Annotated in this window: 20 protein-coding genes; 16 read left to right on the top strand and 4 right to left on the bottom strand. The window is 39.5% G+C overall.

Going from position 1 to position 18,190, the window contains the following annotated elements:
• Positions 1-21: 21 nt before the first annotated feature.
• Positions 22-909: a helix-turn-helix domain-containing protein gene (locus HC179_RS11525; RefSeq protein ID WP_168864435.1), complete on the bottom strand. Its 888-nt coding sequence runs from the start codon at positions 907-909 to the stop codon at positions 22-24.
• A 345-nt stretch (positions 910-1,254) separates the two neighbouring features.
• Here HC179_RS11525 and HC179_RS11520 point away from each other — a divergent pair, with 345 nt between their 5' ends.
• From HC179_RS11520 to HC179_RS11505, 4 genes are all read left to right on the top strand, one after another.
• A complete protein-coding gene (locus tag HC179_RS11520) occupies positions 1,255-1,491 on the top strand; it encodes a hypothetical protein (RefSeq protein WP_060665104.1) in 237 nt (78 codons plus the stop codon).
• A 229-nt stretch (positions 1,492-1,720) separates the two neighbouring features.
• Entirely contained in the window at positions 1,721-2,431 is a 711-nt protein-coding gene (sigK, locus tag HC179_RS11515; protein ID WP_168864434.1) for an RNA polymerase sporulation sigma factor SigK, read from the top strand.
• A gap of 548 nt (positions 2,432-2,979) precedes the next feature.
• Positions 2,980-4,755: a M3 family oligoendopeptidase gene (locus HC179_RS11510; protein WP_168864433.1), complete on the top strand. Its 1,776-nt coding sequence runs from the start codon at positions 2,980-2,982 to the stop codon at positions 4,753-4,755.
• A gap of 145 nt (positions 4,756-4,900) precedes the next feature.
• On the top strand, positions 4,901-5,683 hold the full coding sequence (locus HC179_RS11505) for a phosphatidylserine decarboxylase (RefSeq protein WP_168864432.1): 783 nt from the start codon (positions 4,901-4,903) through the stop codon (positions 5,681-5,683).
• A 201-nt stretch (positions 5,684-5,884) separates the two neighbouring features.
• Here the strand turns inward: HC179_RS11505 and sda are convergent, their stop codons facing one another.
• Positions 5,885-6,025, bottom strand: coding sequence for a sporulation histidine kinase inhibitor Sda (sda, locus tag HC179_RS11500; protein ID WP_010196138.1), 141 nt, complete (start codon positions 6,023-6,025; stop codon positions 5,885-5,887).
• A 474-nt stretch (positions 6,026-6,499) separates the two neighbouring features.
• On the opposite strand from sda, the gene HC179_RS11495 reads away from it, so the two are divergent.
• From HC179_RS11495 to HC179_RS11460, 8 genes are read left to right on the top strand one after another with little or no spacing between them, the layout of a single operon-like run.
• The gene (locus tag HC179_RS11495) at positions 6,500-7,015 is read left to right on the top strand and encodes a YqeG family HAD IIIA-type phosphatase (RefSeq protein WP_168864431.1); all 516 of its coding nucleotides are present in this window, start codon (positions 6,500-6,502) and stop codon (positions 7,013-7,015) included.
• Positions 7,016-7,020: 5 nt separating this feature from the next.
• Complete coding sequence (gene yqeH, locus HC179_RS11490; RefSeq protein ID WP_168864430.1) at positions 7,021-8,124, top strand: ribosome biogenesis GTPase YqeH; 1,104 nt, start codon at positions 7,021-7,023, stop codon at positions 8,122-8,124.
• 15 nt (positions 8,125-8,139) lie between these two features.
• Positions 8,140-8,976, top strand: a complete 837-nt coding sequence (aroE, locus tag HC179_RS11485) for a shikimate dehydrogenase (RefSeq protein ID WP_168864429.1) — start codon at positions 8,140-8,142, stop codon at positions 8,974-8,976.
• Positions 8,970-9,263, top strand: a complete 294-nt coding sequence (yhbY, locus tag HC179_RS11480; protein WP_168864428.1) for a ribosome assembly RNA-binding protein YhbY — start codon at positions 8,970-8,972, stop codon at positions 9,261-9,263. Before aroE ends, yhbY begins: the two co-directional genes overlap by 7 nt.
• A gap of 18 nt (positions 9,264-9,281) precedes the next feature.
• Entirely contained in the window at positions 9,282-9,848 is a 567-nt protein-coding gene (locus HC179_RS11475; RefSeq protein ID WP_168864427.1) for a nicotinate-nucleotide adenylyltransferase, read from the top strand.
• Positions 9,841-10,419 carry a bis(5'-nucleosyl)-tetraphosphatase (symmetrical) YqeK gene (gene yqeK / locus HC179_RS11470; RefSeq protein WP_168864426.1) on the top strand — a complete coding sequence of 193 codons (579 nt, stop codon included), beginning with the start codon at positions 9,841-9,843 and terminating at the stop codon, positions 10,417-10,419. Before HC179_RS11475 ends, yqeK begins: the two co-directional genes overlap by 8 nt.
• Entirely contained in the window at positions 10,420-10,770 is a 351-nt protein-coding gene (gene rsfS, locus HC179_RS11465) for a ribosome silencing factor (RefSeq protein WP_168864425.1), read from the top strand.
• A 1-nt stretch (position 10,771) separates the two neighbouring features.
• Positions 10,772-11,524 (top strand): class I SAM-dependent DNA methyltransferase, encoded by a 753-nt coding sequence (locus tag HC179_RS11460; protein WP_168864424.1) that lies wholly within the window; start codon positions 10,772-10,774, stop codon positions 11,522-11,524.
• A 79-nt stretch (positions 11,525-11,603) separates the two neighbouring features.
• Here the strand turns inward: HC179_RS11460 and comER are convergent, their stop codons facing one another.
• Positions 11,604-12,422: a late competence protein ComER gene (gene comER / locus HC179_RS11455; protein WP_168864423.1), complete on the bottom strand. Its 819-nt coding sequence runs from the start codon at positions 12,420-12,422 to the stop codon at positions 11,604-11,606.
• 82 nt (positions 12,423-12,504) lie between these two features.
• On the opposite strand from comER, the gene HC179_RS11450 reads away from it, so the two are divergent.
• The 3 genes from HC179_RS11450 to HC179_RS11440 all read left to right on the top strand — a co-directional run bounded on the left by HC179_RS11450 (position 12,505) and on the right by HC179_RS11440 (position 16,129).
• Positions 12,505-13,167 (top strand): helix-hairpin-helix domain-containing protein, encoded by a 663-nt coding sequence (locus tag HC179_RS11450; RefSeq protein ID WP_168864422.1) that lies wholly within the window; start codon positions 12,505-12,507, stop codon positions 13,165-13,167.
• Between the two features lie 76 nt (positions 13,168-13,243).
• Entirely contained in the window at positions 13,244-13,813 is a 570-nt protein-coding gene (locus tag HC179_RS11445) for a ComE operon protein 2 (protein ID WP_148988023.1), read from the top strand.
• 6 nt (positions 13,814-13,819) lie between these two features.
• Positions 13,820-16,129, top strand: a complete 2,310-nt coding sequence (locus HC179_RS11440; protein WP_168864421.1) for a DNA internalization-related competence protein ComEC/Rec2 — start codon at positions 13,820-13,822, stop codon at positions 16,127-16,129.
• A gap of 139 nt (positions 16,130-16,268) precedes the next feature.
• Here the strand turns inward: HC179_RS11440 and HC179_RS11435 are convergent, their stop codons facing one another.
• Positions 16,269-16,403: a YqzM family protein gene (locus HC179_RS11435; RefSeq protein ID WP_010196171.1), complete on the bottom strand. Its 135-nt coding sequence runs from the start codon at positions 16,401-16,403 to the stop codon at positions 16,269-16,271.
• Between the two features lie 323 nt (positions 16,404-16,726).
• Between HC179_RS11435 and holA the strand changes: the two genes are divergently transcribed.
• Positions 16,727-17,752, top strand: a complete 1,026-nt coding sequence (gene holA, locus HC179_RS11430) for a DNA polymerase III subunit delta (RefSeq protein WP_168864420.1) — start codon at positions 16,727-16,729, stop codon at positions 17,750-17,752.
• Positions 17,753-18,190 lie beyond the last annotated feature (438 nt).

The following is an 18,190-nucleotide window of genomic DNA, read 5'->3' as shown; positions in this document are numbered from 1 at the left end:
GGCTGCGAGGCCTAGTTTTTTTTAATCAATTAAGACAGATAATTCGTCTATTTTTTCTTTAATGTGCTTGACGAAAACCTTATTTTCTTGAATCATGAAAATTTGAATGGACTTGTTGTAGTATTCGATTGCTATGTCATTATGGTCTAATAGACTGTAATTATAACCTATATGATAATATAAGTTACCTAAGCCATAGAGACTATTCTGTTTTACACACCATTTTACCGCAAGTTTACATGTGTCATTAGATTCTTCAAGTTTGTTTAATCTTGTTAGGGTTTTAGCCTTATTATAAAGGATTCTTGTTTTTATAGTAGGATCATGATGATATGGAATTTTCATATAACTATTAATCGCAAGGTTAAAAATTCTCAAAGCTTCTTCACAGTTCTTTGTCTCGAAATGAACAATCGCCATGCTGTTTAAGATTTCAATTTCTCTCTCTCCTAACAGTTTAGAGGTCATTTTTGTCAAATCCAAAGCATTCTGCATGAGCTTTAATGCTTCTCGTTTATTTTTCTTTAAGTGATATTCACATATTCCTTCAGTCCATAAGAGAAATTGCTTATTATTTCTGTTATTAACAAATAGAGGATTTTTCCTCTCATTTTCCACTATTATTGATATCTCTTCAAATTGACTTCGATTTAATAACTCTCGTACTTGTGCAAAAACCTCTTTCACATACGATAATTGAGGGTTAGTGGCTAAATCATAAAAATAATTTATATCCACACCAAGCCTTTCTGCTATATAATATAAGGTATTAGCAAGTGGAAATACTTCCCCTTTCTCAATCTTACTGATCTGTGATTGCGTACAAATCCCCTCACTCAACTCTGCTTGTGATAAGTTTAGTGCAGACCGCAGGACTTTTATCTCTTTTCCTATTAAAGAAAAATCCACAATATATCACATCCTAACTAATAAAATATTCCTAGAGTTATAATTTGAAGCGAAAACCGTAGAAAACAGAAGAAAACCATAGATTATATGGGCATAACATTCAATTTTGAGGAAAATATGACTTTTCAATATAGTGTAAAATACTTATAAAGATAGCTAATTAGTAATCCAAATAAAAAGTAGAAAGAGGTAATGATAATGAAGAAGTTCATCTTAACGTTTCTAGTAGTTTCCTTGACTTTGTTTGGTGCAAATGCAGTTACTTCTCATGCAGGTCCTGATTACAAAACGAATGAGTTACCACCTTTACATTAATAAATAAATTAACAAAGGAAGGTTGATACCATGTCGGCGACTAGTACAAACACTTTTGAGCTTACATGCTTTTGGTTTATCGTTGTTGATCGTGAGCAAAAGGCGCGTAGGCATTACCGTGTTGCCCAGCTTGTAGATTACAAAAATAAAACATATGCAGAAGTTTCTAAGTGGTTTGAAACATTGTTCCAAGAGTACAGTGTGGTGAAAGTCGGTAAAGGTACCATACCTTCCAAGTTGAAAAAGTATCCTTATATTAAGTATTAAAATCTTCCTATTAAATAGGGAGATTTTTTATTTCTTGAACATTTGTTCCTCTTTATCAAATTGTACCATTAATCGTCAGAATTGTAACATAAATAGAACATTTTAACGACTTGATAATATGCCATATTAATTTGGATTTATTTTGAAGTGTACTTGCACGTGATGGCCTTTTCCTACATAAGAATTATTACTAGGCTCTTGCCTAAGCATTTCTTATGGAGGTGAAAGTGTGTCAAGCATATTAGCATCAGTAGGATACTTAATCAAAGAACTAGTTTTTCTAGTTTCTTACGTCAAGAACAATGCATTTCCACAACCATTGTCATCAGGTGATGAGGCGAAATACCTAAAGTTGATGGCAGAAGGGAATGAAGAGGCAAGGAATCTACTTATTGAGCATAACCTGAGGCTTGTGGCGCATATTGTCAAAAAGTTTGAAAATACCGGGGAAGATTCAGAGGATCTAATTTCCATCGGGACAATTGGATTAATTAAAGCAATTGAAAGCTTCCACTCCGGAAAAGGGACGAAGCTTGCAACCTATGCTGCCAGGTGTATTGAAAATGAAATATTAATGCATTTGAGGGCGCTAAAGAAAACGAAGAAGGATGTTTCCTTACATGATCCAATCGGTCAAGATAAGGAAGGGAACGAAATCAGTTTAATCGATGTGTTGAAATCAGAATCAGAGGATGTTATAGATACCATACAGCTTAATATGGAATTGGAGAAAATAAAAGTTTATATAGACGTGCTTGATGAAAGGGAACGTGAAGTTATCGTCGGTCGCTTCGGGCTTGATCTTAAAGATGAAAAGACTCAGCGTGAAATAGCGAAAGAACTAGGCATTTCGAGAAGTTATGTATCACGGATCGAAAAGCGTGCCCTCATGAAAATGTTCCACGAATTCTACCGTGCCGAAAAAGAAAAGAAAAAATAATACGTTTAATAACCCCTTGGCCATCAATCCTGCCAAGGGGTTTCGCCATGGTGGGCGAAAATCCTGTGGGGGTCTGACCCCCACACAGAATTTTAATATTACTGTAACAAAAATATCATGAACTTTCCCAAAATTAATTGTGGTTTTCTCCGCGTTTGCCCTGTCTCTTTTGTGGGATGTGCATATGGTAGTAGTGTAGATACCTAGTTGGAGAAAGGGGTTGTTGGTATGTACGGGTACCCTTACGGAGGTTTTGGGTGTTGTCCTCCTCCTTATCCTGGACCATGCGGACCTGGATATTATGGTGGATGGTTGTATGGCCTTCTGGTGATTCTATTTATCTTGTTGCTCATTGGCGGCGCGTATTATTACAAAAACCACTTATACAGATAAGCTTATGCTTCCTAGCATGGGCTTTTTTTCTTATCTTCAAAAGCGAAAGAACTTCGCAATCCGAAATTTACGCCAATCAAATAGTTTGGAATTGTAGAAATATTTACACTCTTCGTTTATAATTAATCTATGAACCTAAAAGGGGGAGTTACAACGTGACAACGAAAACATATAGTGAAACTTGGGATTTAGATGTATTTTTCCAAGGAGGAAGCAATTCAGAAGCATTTCATACATATTTATCAGAGATACAATCAGAACTTCATACATTTGAGCAACAGATAGAAGCTTTCTCAACCGAAAATCTTGAAGGGATTTTGGTTTCCTATGAGAATGTCGTCAAAAAAGTGGTACAGGCATCTGCTTTCATCGGTTGTCTTCTCGCACAGGATGTTAAGGACAAGGCTGCTTCACAGCTTCAAGGGAAAGTCGCACAACTGCATGCCAAATTACAGGTTCAGCTTGGCGCATTGGATGAAAAGCTGGTTGATATTGATGAAGCAGCGTGGGCGAGTCTCATTCAAAGAGATGTGTTTCAGCCATTAGAATATGTATTAAATGAAAGAAGACGTAGAGCTGGTGACAAATTACCGGCAGCACAGGAGAAACTGGTCACTTCATTAGCTGTTGATGGCTATCATGCTTGGGGCAAACTATATAACTCTATCGTTGGTACTATCAAAATACCGGTTGAAGAAAACGGAGAAGTGAAGGAGTTATCTGTTGGACAAGCCCATAACCGTTTTTCAAATGGAGACCGAAGTGTTCGCAAGAATGTTTCTGACGCGTGGAAAAAAGCGTGGGAAAGCCAAGCCGAAACCATTGCTTCTGCTTTAAACCATCTCGCAGGGTTCCGACTGCAAGTATATGAGCAAAGAGGCTGGGATTCTGTACTTAAAGAACCACTAGAGAACAATAGAATGAAGCAGGAAACGTTAGATACTATGTGGCAAGTAATCACAGACCATAAAGGTACATTGAAAAAGTATTTGGAACGCAAGGCCGAACTATTAAGGCTTGAAAAATTGAACATGTATGATGTGTCCGCTCCATTATCTTCAGAAGAAACCATTCTTTCTTATCAAGAAGGAGCAGAATTCATAATAGAACAGTTCTCCAAGTTTGGTCCTGAACTGACAGAATTTACAAAGAAATCATTTGAAGATCGCTGGATTGAGGCGGAGGATAGAGCAGGAAAACGCCCAGGTGGATTCTGCACAAGTTTCCCTGTTTCCGGTCAATCAAGAATTTTTATGACTTACTCTGGAACACTTTCTAATGTCTCCACATTGGCACATGAATTAGGACATGCATTCCATCAACACGCCATGCATGGAGTGCCAACTTTAAATCGTTTCTACGCAAGCAATGTTGCAGAGACAGCTTCTACTTTTGCTGAAATGATTGTGGCTGATGCTGCAGTTAAATATGCAAAGGATGAGCAGGAAAAAATCTCTCTTTTAGAAGACAAAATACAACGCAGTGTAGCATTTTACATGAATATCCATGCTCGTTTCTTATTTGAGACTAGATTCTATGAAGAGCGTAAAAACGGATTGGTAAGTGTGGAAAAGTTAAACGATCTAATGGTAGAAGCGCAAAAAGAAGCATATTGCGATGCTTTAGGGGAATATGATCCAACGTTCTGGGCTTCCAAGATGCACTTCTTTATTACGCAAGTTCCGTTCTATAACTTCCCTTATACGTTTGGATACTTGTTCTCATTGGGGATCTACTCCCAAGCATTAGAAGAAGGAACGAACTACGAAGAAAAATACATTGCACTATTAAAAGATACAGCTTCCATGACAGTGGAGGACTTAGCAATGAAGCATTTAGGTGTCGATCTGACACAGCGAGACTTCTGGGAGAAAGCAGTCAAAAAATCGCTTGAAGATGTGGAAGAGTTTCTACAACTTACAAACAAATAGGTAGATAGTTGAGGCATCCCTGAATATAGGGATGCCTTTTCCGATGCTCAAATGTTATAATATCACTCATGGAGTTTAAGTAGACGACCACACACTGCAGATTAACTCATTTTTATATAGGATTATTATCTTGGAGGAATGCAATTTGTTAAAAAGTATATACAGACTGGCTATTGAATTGACCAATCATAAGATCTCTTCAATGGCTGTTAAGCGTTTTGCCAGTTCGAGGCTTAGCAAGCGGTTTATCCCTTCGTTTGCGAAGGTATATAATATAAATACCGAAGAAATGCAGGAAAAGATGGATACATTTCCTACCTTGCAACAATTTTTCATCCGAAACTTAAAGCCTCATGTCAGACCGATAGATTCTGGAAAAAGTTCAGTGGTTAGCCCGGTTGATGCGGTAATTGAAAAGAAAGGGCTTATTACAGATTCTCTGCAGCTGAGAGCAAAAGGGCTCGATTACTCTGTTGGAGAAATGCTTTCAGATCCTGAATTAGCAAAAAAATATATGGGCGGTTCCTATATGGTCCTTTATTTAAGTCCAAGCCACTATCATAAAATTCATACACCTATTTCGGGGAATGTCACAAAACAGTGGACACTAGGTGGGAAATCTTATCCAGTTAATCAGATGGGATTAAAGTACGGAAAAGAACCACTAGCAAAAAACTATCGCAGGTTGACTGAAATTGAACACGATGGAAAACATGTTGTTGTTGTAAAAGTTGGCGCTATGTTTGTCAATAGCATCGAGTTGACACATGAAAGCGAGCAGCTTGTCAAGGGGGAAGAAATGGCATACTTCTCATTTGGTTCCACGGTTATATTATTGTTTGAGAAAAATGCCTTTATGATGGAGGATACATTGAAAGAGAAGGAAGAGGTAAAGGTCGGTCAAAAGATCGGAACATGGCTAAGCTAGTGTGAGCACTAGCTTTCTTTCTTTTTTCTCCGCTGTTGATTTGCGCAAAAGGCTTAGCTTTCCGCGGCGCGACCTTGAGCCTCCTTGGCTTTGCCTACGGGGCTCAACATTGCCGCTGCTCTCCAGCTGGATTTTTCGTCTTTTGCTCCAACCAACAGCTAGAAACTATTAATACAAAAAAGAGCCAGATGACCGGCTCTTTTAGGAAGTTGCTTTTATTTTGTAGCTTAGGGAACGGCGTTTAATCTCTAACTCGATCAGTAAGATAAAATCTGTGCTTAGTTTTAACTCGGTCGCTTTGTGATAGGATTCTAGTAAAAGTTCATCAGAAAGTTTTCTCATCAGATTGGCCTCTGCCCTACACCTCCCATTATTACGTCACTATGTATGGTTGTTAGAATTATGTTTAGGTTAAGTTCTTTTCTACATTTGTCATGCATATAATTGTAAATTCTGTAGGTTGTACGATTACTCTACCATGTATTTTTTTTTAGAACAACCGTTCTATTATCCACAGTTAACGGTGGATAACATGTGGGTATATTGTTTATAATTACCAGTAAACGTTATAGGGCACACTGTATAATGTAGATAAGTTTATCCACAGGTGTTGAAATCGACAGGAATTTGTCGAAAAATTTTTATTTTCAATTCTTTTTATTAGAAAACTGAAGCATGCTAACACTAGAAATATCAATAATATGCTTAACATGGAGAAGGAATTTAGGTAAGATGGTAAAGTGTTAATTTGAACGTAAAACGTCCATTTAAATATGTTTACAACGATAACTATAGAAACAAATTGAGGGTGATTAAATGATCAAGTATTTTCTGCCTGCGCAGCACGTAAAAAGTGTATTTGAAATAAAGCCGATGGAATTGAAAGAAAAGGGAATCAAAGGGATCATTACTGATTTAGACAATACACTTGTAGAATGGGATCGACCGGAAGCGACACCTGCATTGATTAAATGGTTTAAAGAAATGCAAGAGGTAGGCATCTTAGTAACGATTGTTTCCAATAATAAGTTAAGAAGGGTGAAGATGTTTTCTGATCCACTTGGTATCAACTATATCTATGGAGCAAGGAAGCCAATGCGACGTGCATTCAGAAGAGCGCTGAGAGATATGAAGCTTCAAAAAGAAGAAGTGGTCGTGATTGGAGATCAGCTTTTGACAGATGTGCTTGGAGGCAATCGGATTGGTTTACATACCATTCTTGTTGTTCCGGTTGCACAAACGGACGGTTTTATTACAAAATTTAATCGCCGTGTAGAAAGACGAATTCTTTCGTGGATGAAGCGAAAAGGTATGATTAATTGGGAGGATTAACGAATATGGAAGAACAAATAGTATGTATAGGGTGTGGAGTGGCCATACAGACAGAGAACCCAGAAAGATTGGGATATGCACCTCCTTCCTCTTTAAATAAGGAAGCGGTTATCTGTAAAAGGTGCTTTCGCCTGAAACATTACAATGAAATTCAAGATGTTTCCTTGACAGATGACGATTTTATCAGGATATTGAACTCCATAGGTCAGACACAAGGTCTTGTGGTGAAGATTGTAGATATTTTCGATTTTGACGGCAGCTGGTTGCCGGGCTTACATCGTTTTGTCGGCAATAACAAAGTATTACTAGTTGGAAACAAGGTGGACTTGTTGCCAAAGTCCGTTAAGCCAAATAAAGTAATCAATTGGATGAAGCAAGCAGCAAAAGAGCTCGGAATGAAGCCGGAAGATGTTTTCCTAATCAGTGCGGATAAAGGAACAGGTGTCAAAGAATTGGCACAGGCAATTGAAGACTACAGGGATGGTAAGGACGTGTATGTGGTTGGCTGTACGAACGTCGGAAAATCGACCTTCATCAACCGTATTATCCGTGAGTTTTCTGGCGAGGAAGATGTTATCACAACCTCTCAGTTTCCTGGAACAACGCTTGATATGATTGACATTCCATTGGACAATGGCGCTTCGTTGTTTGATACACCAGGAATTATAAATCGTCATCAAATGGCGCATTTTGTTGATAAAAAGGAACTAAAGACCATCTCGCCTAAGAAAGAAATTAAGCCAAAGATTTTTCAATTAAATGAAGCTCAAACGTTATTCTTTGGTGGTTTGGCACGGTTTGATTATGTAAAAGGTGGGCGTAATTCTTTTACATGCTACGTGTCTAATGACCTATATATCCATCGTACCAAGCTTGAGAATGCAGATAATGTGTATAAAGAGCATTTGGGCGATATGTTGCAACCACCTGGTAAAGACTATGTAGAATCATTCCCGGAACTTGTTGCGCATGAGTTTACGATAAAAGATGAAAAAACGGATATTGTTTTCTCGGGTCTTGGTTGGGTTACAATCAATGAGCCGGGAATTAAAGTGGTGGCTCATGTTCCTAAAGGAGTAGGAGTCATGGTAAGAAAATCGTTGATCTAAAAGGGAGGAAGGCTGATGAAGAGTCTTTACGGAGTAATCGGGTCTCCCATTGCACATTCCATGTCTCCCCTCATCCATAATGACGCGTTTCTTCAAAACGGAATAAACGCACATTATCATGCCTTTCATGTAGAAGCCGGGGAGTTAGAGACTGCGGTTGCTGGTATGCGTGCCCTTGGTGTTACTGGATTCAATGTAACCATTCCCCATAAAGAAGCGATCATTCCACTCTTAGATAGTGTGGAAGAGGCAGCTCTGAAAATTGGCGCAGTTAACACGGTGGTAAATAAGAGTGGCAAGCTTATTGGTTACAACACCGACGGTCGAGGGTTCGTCGAGGCCTTAAAAGAAGTGGTGGAACTTAAAGATAAGCATGTACTTATCATTGGTGCCGGTGGGGCTGCTAGGTCTATATTTTACACATTAGCATTGGAAGAAGGGATACAACTCGATATTTGTAATCGAACGGTATCCAAGTCAGATGATTTAATTAAAGAATTTTCATTGGAGCGGATTTCACAAAGTATCACGGTGGAACAAGCCGCAAAAGAGCTGGATAGGTATGATGTGGTAGTTCAAACCACTTCGGTGGGGATGTTCCCTGAAATCGATGACATTCCACTATCATTGAACTCTATTAAACAACATGCAGTTTTTAGTGATATTATCTATAATCCTTTAGAAACAAAATTATTACGGGAAGCGAAAAACTTGGGCGCTGTTACGCAAAACGGCATCCATATGTTTGCCTATCAGGCAGCTTTAGCGTTTGAAATTTGGACAGGGAAGTTACCCGATACAGATAGAATGAAAAAATTAGTAAAAGAACACCTAGGAGGAAAAACATGTTAACAGGTAAACAAAAAAGATACTTACGAGCAGAAGCACATCATCTTGATCCAATCTTTCAAGTAGGAAAAGGCGGAGTGAATGAAAATATGACAAAGCAGATTTCAGAAGCTTTAGAAGTAAGGGAACTGTTGAAAGTCAGTGTGCTGCAAAACTGTGATGAAGACCGTAAAGATGTGGCCGAAGAACTTGTTGCCGGTACGAAAGCCGAACTAGTACAAGTTATCGGGAGTACGATTATTCTTTACAAAGAATCGAAAGAAAACAAACAAATCGTCTTGCCAAGATAATGGGATGGAGGGATTTTCGTGAAGAAAGTGGGCATCATCGGCGGGACCTTTGATCCGCCTCATGTCAGTCATCTTCTGATTGCAAACGATGTCAGGCAGAAGCTTGCGTTAGACGAGATATGGTTTATGCCAAATCATATCCCTCCTCATAAGCAAAATAAATCCGTTACCCCGACGCCCATCAGGGTGGAAATGATTAAAGCTGCTGTTGCAACAAACAGGAGCTTTCGGGTGGAAACCATTGAGCTTCAAAGGGAGGGTCCCTCCTATACATATGATACAATGATATTATTAGCAAAAAAGTATCCTACTACTAGCTTCTACTTCATCATAGGGGCAGATATGGTCGAGTACCTGCCCAAATGGCACAACATAGAAAAATTGATTGAACTCGTCACATTTGTAGGAGTAAAGCGTCCGGGATATTCTTTCTCATCACCATACCCAGTCCTAGAGGTGGAAACCCCGCAAATGGACATTAGCTCCACCTTAATAAGGAAGCGTGTTCGTGATGGATGGACTTCTCAATACTTGGTTCCGGATAAGGTAAAAGAAATCATAGAGGAGAAACGCCTATATGAATAGAGAAAAAGCGTTAAGGCTGGTCAAAGAACAGCTAACAGAGCGACGTTATGTTCATACAATTGGTGTCATGGAAACGGCAATCCAACTTGCGGAGCGCTATGATGTTGATAAGGAAAAAGCAGAGCTGGCAGCAATTTTTCATGATTATGCCAAGTTTCGGGATAAAGAGGAAATGCGCAGAATCATCATCGACCAGAAGATGCCACAGGATTTATTGCAGTTTCATGATGAGTTATGGCATGCCCCTGTAGGCGCGTACCTTGTGGAAAAAGAAGCAGGAATTACTGATAAAGAAGTTCTTGAAGCGATACGCTGCCATACTTCGGGTAAAATAAACATGAGTACACTTGACAAAGTTTTGTATGTAGCAGATTATATCGAGCCTGGCCGGGACTTTCCGGGAGTTGATCAAGTTCGGGATTCTGCAAAGAGCTCGCTGGATATAGCCGTTGTTCAGGCCATGAAAAATACGATCACATACTTAATTACGCGAAATCAACCAGTCTATCCCGATACGTTCCATGCTTATAACGATATGACTATGAAGGTAAAAGAAAGGAAGTTAACATAAATGTCAAACGAATTATTACAGCTTGCAGCAAAGGCTGCAGATGATAAGCGTGCAGAAGAATTGGTAGCTTTAAATATGCAAGGGATTTCCCTTGTTTCAGATTATTTCTTGATTTGCCACGGTAACTCAGACAAACAAGTACAGGCAATTGCCCGTGCTATTAAAGAAGCTGCGGAAGAAAGCGGACAACACGTTCGCAGAATGGAAGGCTTTGATGAAGCTCGCTGGGTTCTTGTGGACCTAGGTGACGTCGTTGCACATGTATTCCATAAAGATGAGCGTGGATATTACAATTTAGAACGTCTTTGGGGAGACGCTCCTCGTGAAGATATACAAATTGAGTTAACATAATATGGCTTACGGACAATTTGCCCATATATATGACCAATTGATGCAGGATGTTCCTTATGACAAGTGGGTCTCCTTTGTTCAAACTGTTAAACAAAGGTACATGACTGATGACTCTGAACGATTTTCTGTTGTAGATGTTGGTTGTGGCACAGGGGAGCTTGCGATTCGTTTTGCCCAAGAAGGATGGGAAGTATCAGGGGTTGACCTATCAGAAAGCATGTTGGCCATCGCTCATGAAAAAGCATTGGATTCTGGGCTTTCCATCCCTCTTTTTGAGCAAAATATGGCAGAGTTAGAAGGCTTTGAAGAGGTAGATTGCGTCACGATTTTTTGCGACTCATTAAATTACTTAGAGTCGGAGGAAGACGTAAAAAAAACGTTTCAATCAACTTACAAACAGTTAAAAAAAGGCGGGCTGCTGCTCTTTGATGTTCACTCTCTTTATAAAATGACACAAGTGTTCATGAACAACACCTTTACAAGTGTAGAAGAGGATGTATCTTATATTTGGAACAGTTTTCCTGGTGAGCATCCAAATAGTGTGGAGCATGAGCTATCCTTTTTTGTAAAAGAAGAAGAATCAGATCGCTATTTGCGTTTTGACGAATGGCATTTCCAACGGACTTTCAATGTGGAAACCTACAAAAAGTGGCTAGAAGAAGTGGGATTCACCATCAGATCAATAACCGGCGATTATTCTACCGAATATATGGCTGAACATGCGGAAAGAGTGTTTTTTGTTGCACAAAAATAGGCGCCGATAGATGGGCGCCTTTTTTTGAAAAAACTTGAAAAAATTAAAGGAATATGTCGAGTGATAGAGAATAATTTAATCAATGAAACTGTTTTTTTACCTCTGTAATGTCCTCATCAAACTTCTCATGCGTCTTCTGAATAACATGATGGAACACATCACCCAGTTCGTTTTCTAACACTTTAATGCCTTCTCCGGTGACACCACCCTTTACACAAACCTTTTCTTGTAAAGTCTGTAATGTATAAATATCCTTTTCAATCAACTTACCCATCCCGATAATCATCTGGCTTGCCAAATCCGTCGCTTGCTCCTTGGAAATAGCCGTCTCGCTTACTGCTCCGTCAATGAATCTTTGTAGAATGTAGCTGAAAAAAGCCGGACCGCAGCTCACTATGTCAGAGGCAACCCTAGTAACATTTTCTTTAATATGAATTGGAGTAGATATTTGCGAACAAATGGAAAGTAAATACTCTCTATACTCTTCTTCCACATTATCTCCGAATGTCACTAAAGTAACACCAGCTAACGCACGGTTGGTGATGCTCGGAATGATTCTCGCTACTTGGCAAGTGACCAATGTTTGCAGTTGTTCTACAGATACTGGGCTGGTAATGGAGATAACACATTTATCGCCAGTAAGATTTTTATTGATCTTTGTTAAAAGGGGGTGTATATCCAATGGCTTTACACATAAAAAAATAATATCACAAGCTCTAACCACCTCTTCGGCGGTCTCCGCAACATGGAGATCAGGGTATTTGCTCTGTATTTTAAACGCCTTCTCTATTGAGCGATTTGTAATCGTAATGTTCTCAGGAGGTACTGCTTTCGAGTCGACAAATGATTCAACCAAGATTCTCCCCATGTTGCCTGTGCCGATCATTCCAATCTTCATGTTTATTCCCTCCTCCATCCAAAAAAGTTTCTCATACACTATATGTTTTTAGGCTTACTAATATGAATAGAAGGTGAAAGCAATGAAAGAATTATGGTCTGTCCATAAGATTAAAGTATTAGTATCAATCAGTGTGTTAGCGCTGGTCTCCATACTTGGTTGGTCCAGTCTGAGTGAGCGTGAAGCAGAGTCTTCCGTGGAGCAAATAAGATTTATTGAGGAAGTGCAAGGGGAAGAAAATGAATTAATCAGCCCAGAAGAAGAGGATAAGCTTGAGGAAGTTGAGGTTGCTAATCAAGAGATTCTAATTGATTTGAAAGGTCAAGTCATGGAGCCTGGCGTTTATCGTATGAAAATAGGAGACAGAATCATCGATGCGGTAGAAAAGGCAGGTGGTTTTTTGGAGGGAGCCGATTCTGATAAGGTTAATTTGGCAGCGTTGTTGGTGGATGAAATGGTAATTATTGTTCCTGCGGAGGGCGAAGTGATGGAGGAAGTGATCATACAACCGGTAACAAATGAAAGTGGAGAATCTGGAACCTCTGGCGCGCTGGTCAATATTAATACAGCAACCGAGGAAGAGTTGACAAGCTTAACCGGAATTGGTCCCGCCAAAGCTAAAGCCATTGTAGACCACAGAACAGAAAATGGTTTGTTTAAAAGTAAAGAAGATATCATGCAGGTCATCGGAATCGGACAAAAATCTTTTGAAAAGTTAAGATCTGAAATTACTGTTGCCAATTGAATTGACGAAATTCGAGTAGAGCCGATACACTAGAGTTATTGCATATTGTTATAAGAAACTGGAGGCTTGATGGATGATGACGAGAATATCATGGGATCAATACTTTATGGCACAAAGCCATTTACTTGCATTGCGTAGTACATGTACAAGACTTGCTGTTGGAGCAACCATCGTACGTGACAAGCGCATCATTGCAGGGGGATATAACGGATCGATAGCAGGCGGGGTTCATTGCATCGATGAAGGGTGTTATGTCATTGACAATCATTGTGTACGAACGATTCATGCTGAAATGAATGCTTTACTTCAATGCTCCAAGTTTGGTGTACCTACAAGTGGAGCAGAAATTTATGTCACTCATTTTCCATGCCTTCACTGCTGTAAGGCCATAATTCAAGCAGGAATCAAAACGGTCTATTACGCAATGGAATACAAAAATCATCCATATGCTTTGGAAATGTTTGAACAAGCCGATGTGAGAGTGGAGCAAGTGGAGCTGGCTGAGATGGCGGTTAGTTTGAATGACCCGGAGAAATTAGGATTCATTAACAGTTTGATTGAAAGATTGGAGGATTCCGGGGCGAGTGATGAAGAAATAAAAAGCTGGTACGAACGTTCCACTGATTTATTCAGCAAAAAAGGATAGCATGCGATGAAACAAAGGACAGGGTTTTATGCCTATTTAGCCATTGCAAGCTGTTTGGGTATTGCAGTCTCCAGGTCGGATTTCCATTGGGGGCTGCTCATCCTTACTCTGTTATTTTTTTATCTAATCTTTTATATTGATGAAAAACCGCGAAGATTGCTTTTTCTGACCATCCTTTTCACTGTGGGTTTTTCTAGCTATATGACTTACGTGGACCATCATAATTTCTCCATGCATCTTGAAGGTGAAACTGAATTCCAAGGCACTGTCCATTCCCCACTTATAATTGATGGAAACAAGGCCATTTTCCAAATGAAAAGCATCCTTAATGAAGTGGTGATGATAGAATATTATTTAAAATCGGAGGAAGAGTCATTTCAACTCCGTGACCTGGCAGTAGGTGACAAGTGTATATGGTCAGGTATATTAAAACTGCCCCAACCAGCAAGAAACCCTCACGCATTTAACTACAAAAAATATTTATATGAACAAAAAATCCACTGGATCCTTTCTCTAAATACACTGCCGCAAGCCTGCATCTCACCAAAAAAAACACCCTTTTTAACATCAATGAAACAAGTCAGGCAACAAGGGATAAATTTGATTAACAACTATGTGGATCAGCCGAATGCCAGTTTTATGATTTCATTAATTTTCGGAGACCGCAGTAGTATTAATGAAGATATACTTGATGCCTATCAGCAGTTGGGACTTGTCCATCTGTTGGCAATCTCCGGTTTGCATGTTGGAATTATCACGGCGGCGACTTTTTACGTTGGAATCAGGATTGGATTTAGCCGGCAGTGGATGAACCTGTTTTTGCTGTTACTTTTGCCCTTGTATGTCCTGCTTGCAGGCGGAGCACCATCTGTGATGAGAGCAGCAACGATGACAGGGGTGGCGCTTGCCCTAATGCTGATGAAAAAGAAGGTTTTTTCCATTGATACCATTGGTTTGGCTTGTATCTTTGTTTTGATTTTGAGTCCATATTATCTTTATCATATAGGCTTTCAGCTCTCCTTTTCGGTCAGTCTGTCGTTACTTTTAGCATCAGGTAGCCTTCATAAGGTGCATAATAGCGTTGCTCAACTATTTATCGTCTCCATAATCGCCCAAGTTGCCTCCTTGCCTTTACTTCTATACCACTTTTACCAGTTCTCTCTGTGGAGTCCGCTTCTAAATGTTATATTTGTTCCCTTCTATTCCCTTTATGTGCTTCCTGTTTCATTTTTGCTGTTTTTTATCCTTTTACTATCTCCAGATCATGTCTCCCTCTTAGTTCCATTTTTGTCCTACCCGTTGAAATATATGAATTCCTTTGCAGTTGGAATGGCTGAATTTCCAATAGGCACATTGGTCTTCGGAAAGCCTTCTATCCTTTTAATGACAGCCTATGGTTTTTCTATCGTCTTCTTTTTTTACAAGTGGGAAGTAAATAAACGACGGTCAGCTGTGATTGTTCTTATATTGTGTATGGTTTTCCATTGGAACATCAATTTCTTTAATCCTTTTGGAAAAGTAGTGGTGTTGGATATCGGTCAAGGGGATGCGATATTTATAAGACTCCCTTTTAATAAAGGCAAGTATCTGATTGATACTGGCGGTTCGTTTACTTTTCCAAAAGAAGAATGGGAAAAGAGAAAGAGGGAATTTCATAGCGGTTCAGATGTATTGGTCCCATTTTTAAAAGCAGAAGGAGTTAGGCAGCTTGATAAATTAATTCTTACGCATGGAGATTTTGATCATACAGGCAATGTGGAAAGTCTCTGGGGAGAAATAGGAATAGAGGAGGTCATTGTTCCGAAAGGGTTTGGTGCAGGTGAAGTAGAGCAGGAGATAATGAAAGAAGCAAAGCGCAGGGGAGTAAGTATTGGGATGGCTGTTTCTAACACGGGTTGGAAGGAGGGTGAATCGAGCTTTTTATATTTGCATCCGACTAAATATTATGATAGTGAAAATGAAGGATCTATTGTGCTTTTTGCGGTGTTAGGTAAAAAAAACTGGCTTTTTACAGGTGATATCGGGGAGAAAGGAGAGCGGGACTTATTACATGACTATCCAAACCTTAATGTGGATGTACTGAAGGTCGGTCACCACGGAAGTAACACCTCTTCAACTGCCGGTTTTCTGGATACTATTAGTCCAGATGATGCTATTATCTCGGTAGGAAGGAATAACCGGTTTGGACATCCTCATCAAGACGTACTGGATCGGTTATCACAAGTGGATGCAAAAGTGTATAGGACAGACCTCCAAGGTGCAATTCTCTTTGATTTTACACATCGAGGAGGAACGTTTTCCACCTTAATCCCATAGGATACAGTATCAAAAATGAAAAAGAGACTGCACCATGTTAGACGCAGTCTCTTTTATAGCGAAGCTTTTGAGTTATCCTCATTCTTTTCACAACTGGCTTTGGAAAAGAATCACGACGGTATGTATCGTTATGCCGTCATTAAGATCCTAGGTACTGAATCAATGTTGCCATTGCAAAGATTGTTGCGAAAAAACCGAAGGATACGATAAAACCGACACCAGAATCAACTGCATCGTTTCGTTTACTTTGGACGCTTTTCTCAAATTCGTTCATAAGTATCCCTCCTATCACACATTAGTATAAGCTATACGGCAAAAAAAATCCACCAGACATTTTTGCTTTTCCTCCATTGACAAGAGTTGTCACAAATAGTTCGCAATTTAGGGGAGAACATAGTATTACACCCAAAACGGGGCAATCGTTGACGGGCGAGTTACCTGGGGCTTGCATCGTTAACGTTTATATAAAATGGAGATTAGTTCTTTGTAGGTGAGAACTAGTCTCCTTTGCATTTTGCTAAGGCTCTGATGCTTGTCAATCTACATAATTCTCATGTACGATAAGGGTACATAGAAATAGATGACGGGAGCAAACAAATGGGAATTGAAGCATTGAAAAAGATAAAGGCCAAACACTTTGCGCCAATATACTTATTATTGGGAACGGAAACATTCTTAATGAAAGAAATTAGAGACTCCATTATAGAGCATGCACTAAGCGTGGAAGAGCATGACTTTAATCTTTCTTTTTATGATATGGAAGAACAACCAGTGGATGTGGCTATTGAAGATGCAGAAACCTTGCCTTTCATGGGAGAAAGAAGAGTGGTGGTTTTATCGAATCCATTCTTTCTGACTGCGGAAAAAAGTAAAAGTAAAGTCGAGCATAATACAGACCGATTTCTTGCATACATACAAGAAGCTGCACCTTATACAATATTTGTTATTCAGGCCTCTTATGAGAAGTTGGATGAGCGGAAGAAGATAGTGAAACAGTTGAAAAAACTGGCCGAGGTCATAGAAGTCCAGCCTTTAGGAGAGCGAGATCTGAAAGCGTGGATGAAAGAAAAGGCTATGCAAAACGGAGCAGATTTAAGTGATGCGGCTACCGAAGAACTGTTGAAAATCGCTGGTGTCAATCTTTCTGTTCTGTCACAGGAAATCAATAAAATGGCGATGTATATTGGCGTTTCGGAACCGGAAATTTCAGTTGATACTGTGAAGTTGTTGGCGGCGAAGTCCATTGAACATTCGGTTTTTGAACTGATTGAAAAAATGGTACATAGGCGAGTGGACGAAGCATTGGAGCTGTTTTATGATTTAGTGCGCAACAATGAAGAGCCGATCAAATTACACGCTTTGATTGCCAATCAGTTCCGCTTGTTGTATCAAGTGAAAGATTTGAGTGAACAGGGCTATAGTCAGCAAAAGATGGCTGGGATTTTAAGGGTGCATCCCTACCGTGTTAAGCTTGCATCCCAGCAGGGTCGATTCTTTGAACGATCGGAATTGATGAAAATGGTGGAGGATCTTGCCGAGGCTGACTATTTAATGAAGAGTGGGAAAATAGATAAACAGCTGGCGATGGAGATGCTGCTGATTAAACTTGCACCGGTGAAATGAACTAATTGAATAAGAAGACGCGTTCTAGCCGCCGAACAATTAAGTGTTCGGTGGTTTTTTGTTGTTAAGGGGTATTGTGAATAGTGCTATTCGGAATTGGAGTGTTGAGGGAAGTTATTTAACAAAAAAGGGTAGTTTCTTGGTCATTTTGAGCTTCTTCGAAAGTGTTCGGACAACTTTTTCGTTGGTTCGGTCAACCATTTAGCTATTTCTAAGGGGGTTCGGACATTTACACCACCTTGTTCGGTCAAGATTAATGTTTGTTGGGCCAATTATAAAATTGGTTCGGTCAAATAGCTCCAATCTTCGGTCAACTTTGCAAAAACTTCGGCCAACTTCACGGAAACTTCGGTCAAAAACCAAAAATCTTCGGACATTTGGACTTCTCACCACCTGGCAAAGCAGAAAACCACAGTATCATAAGGTATTCGACATAAA

This window comes from Bacillus sp. RO1, assembly GCF_012524115.1.
GTDB lineage: Bacteria > Bacillota > Bacilli > Bacillales > Bacillaceae_I > Sutcliffiella_A.
Note: the sequence above shows the minus strand (reverse complement) of the source record. Positions and strands in the feature narration are given on the sequence as shown.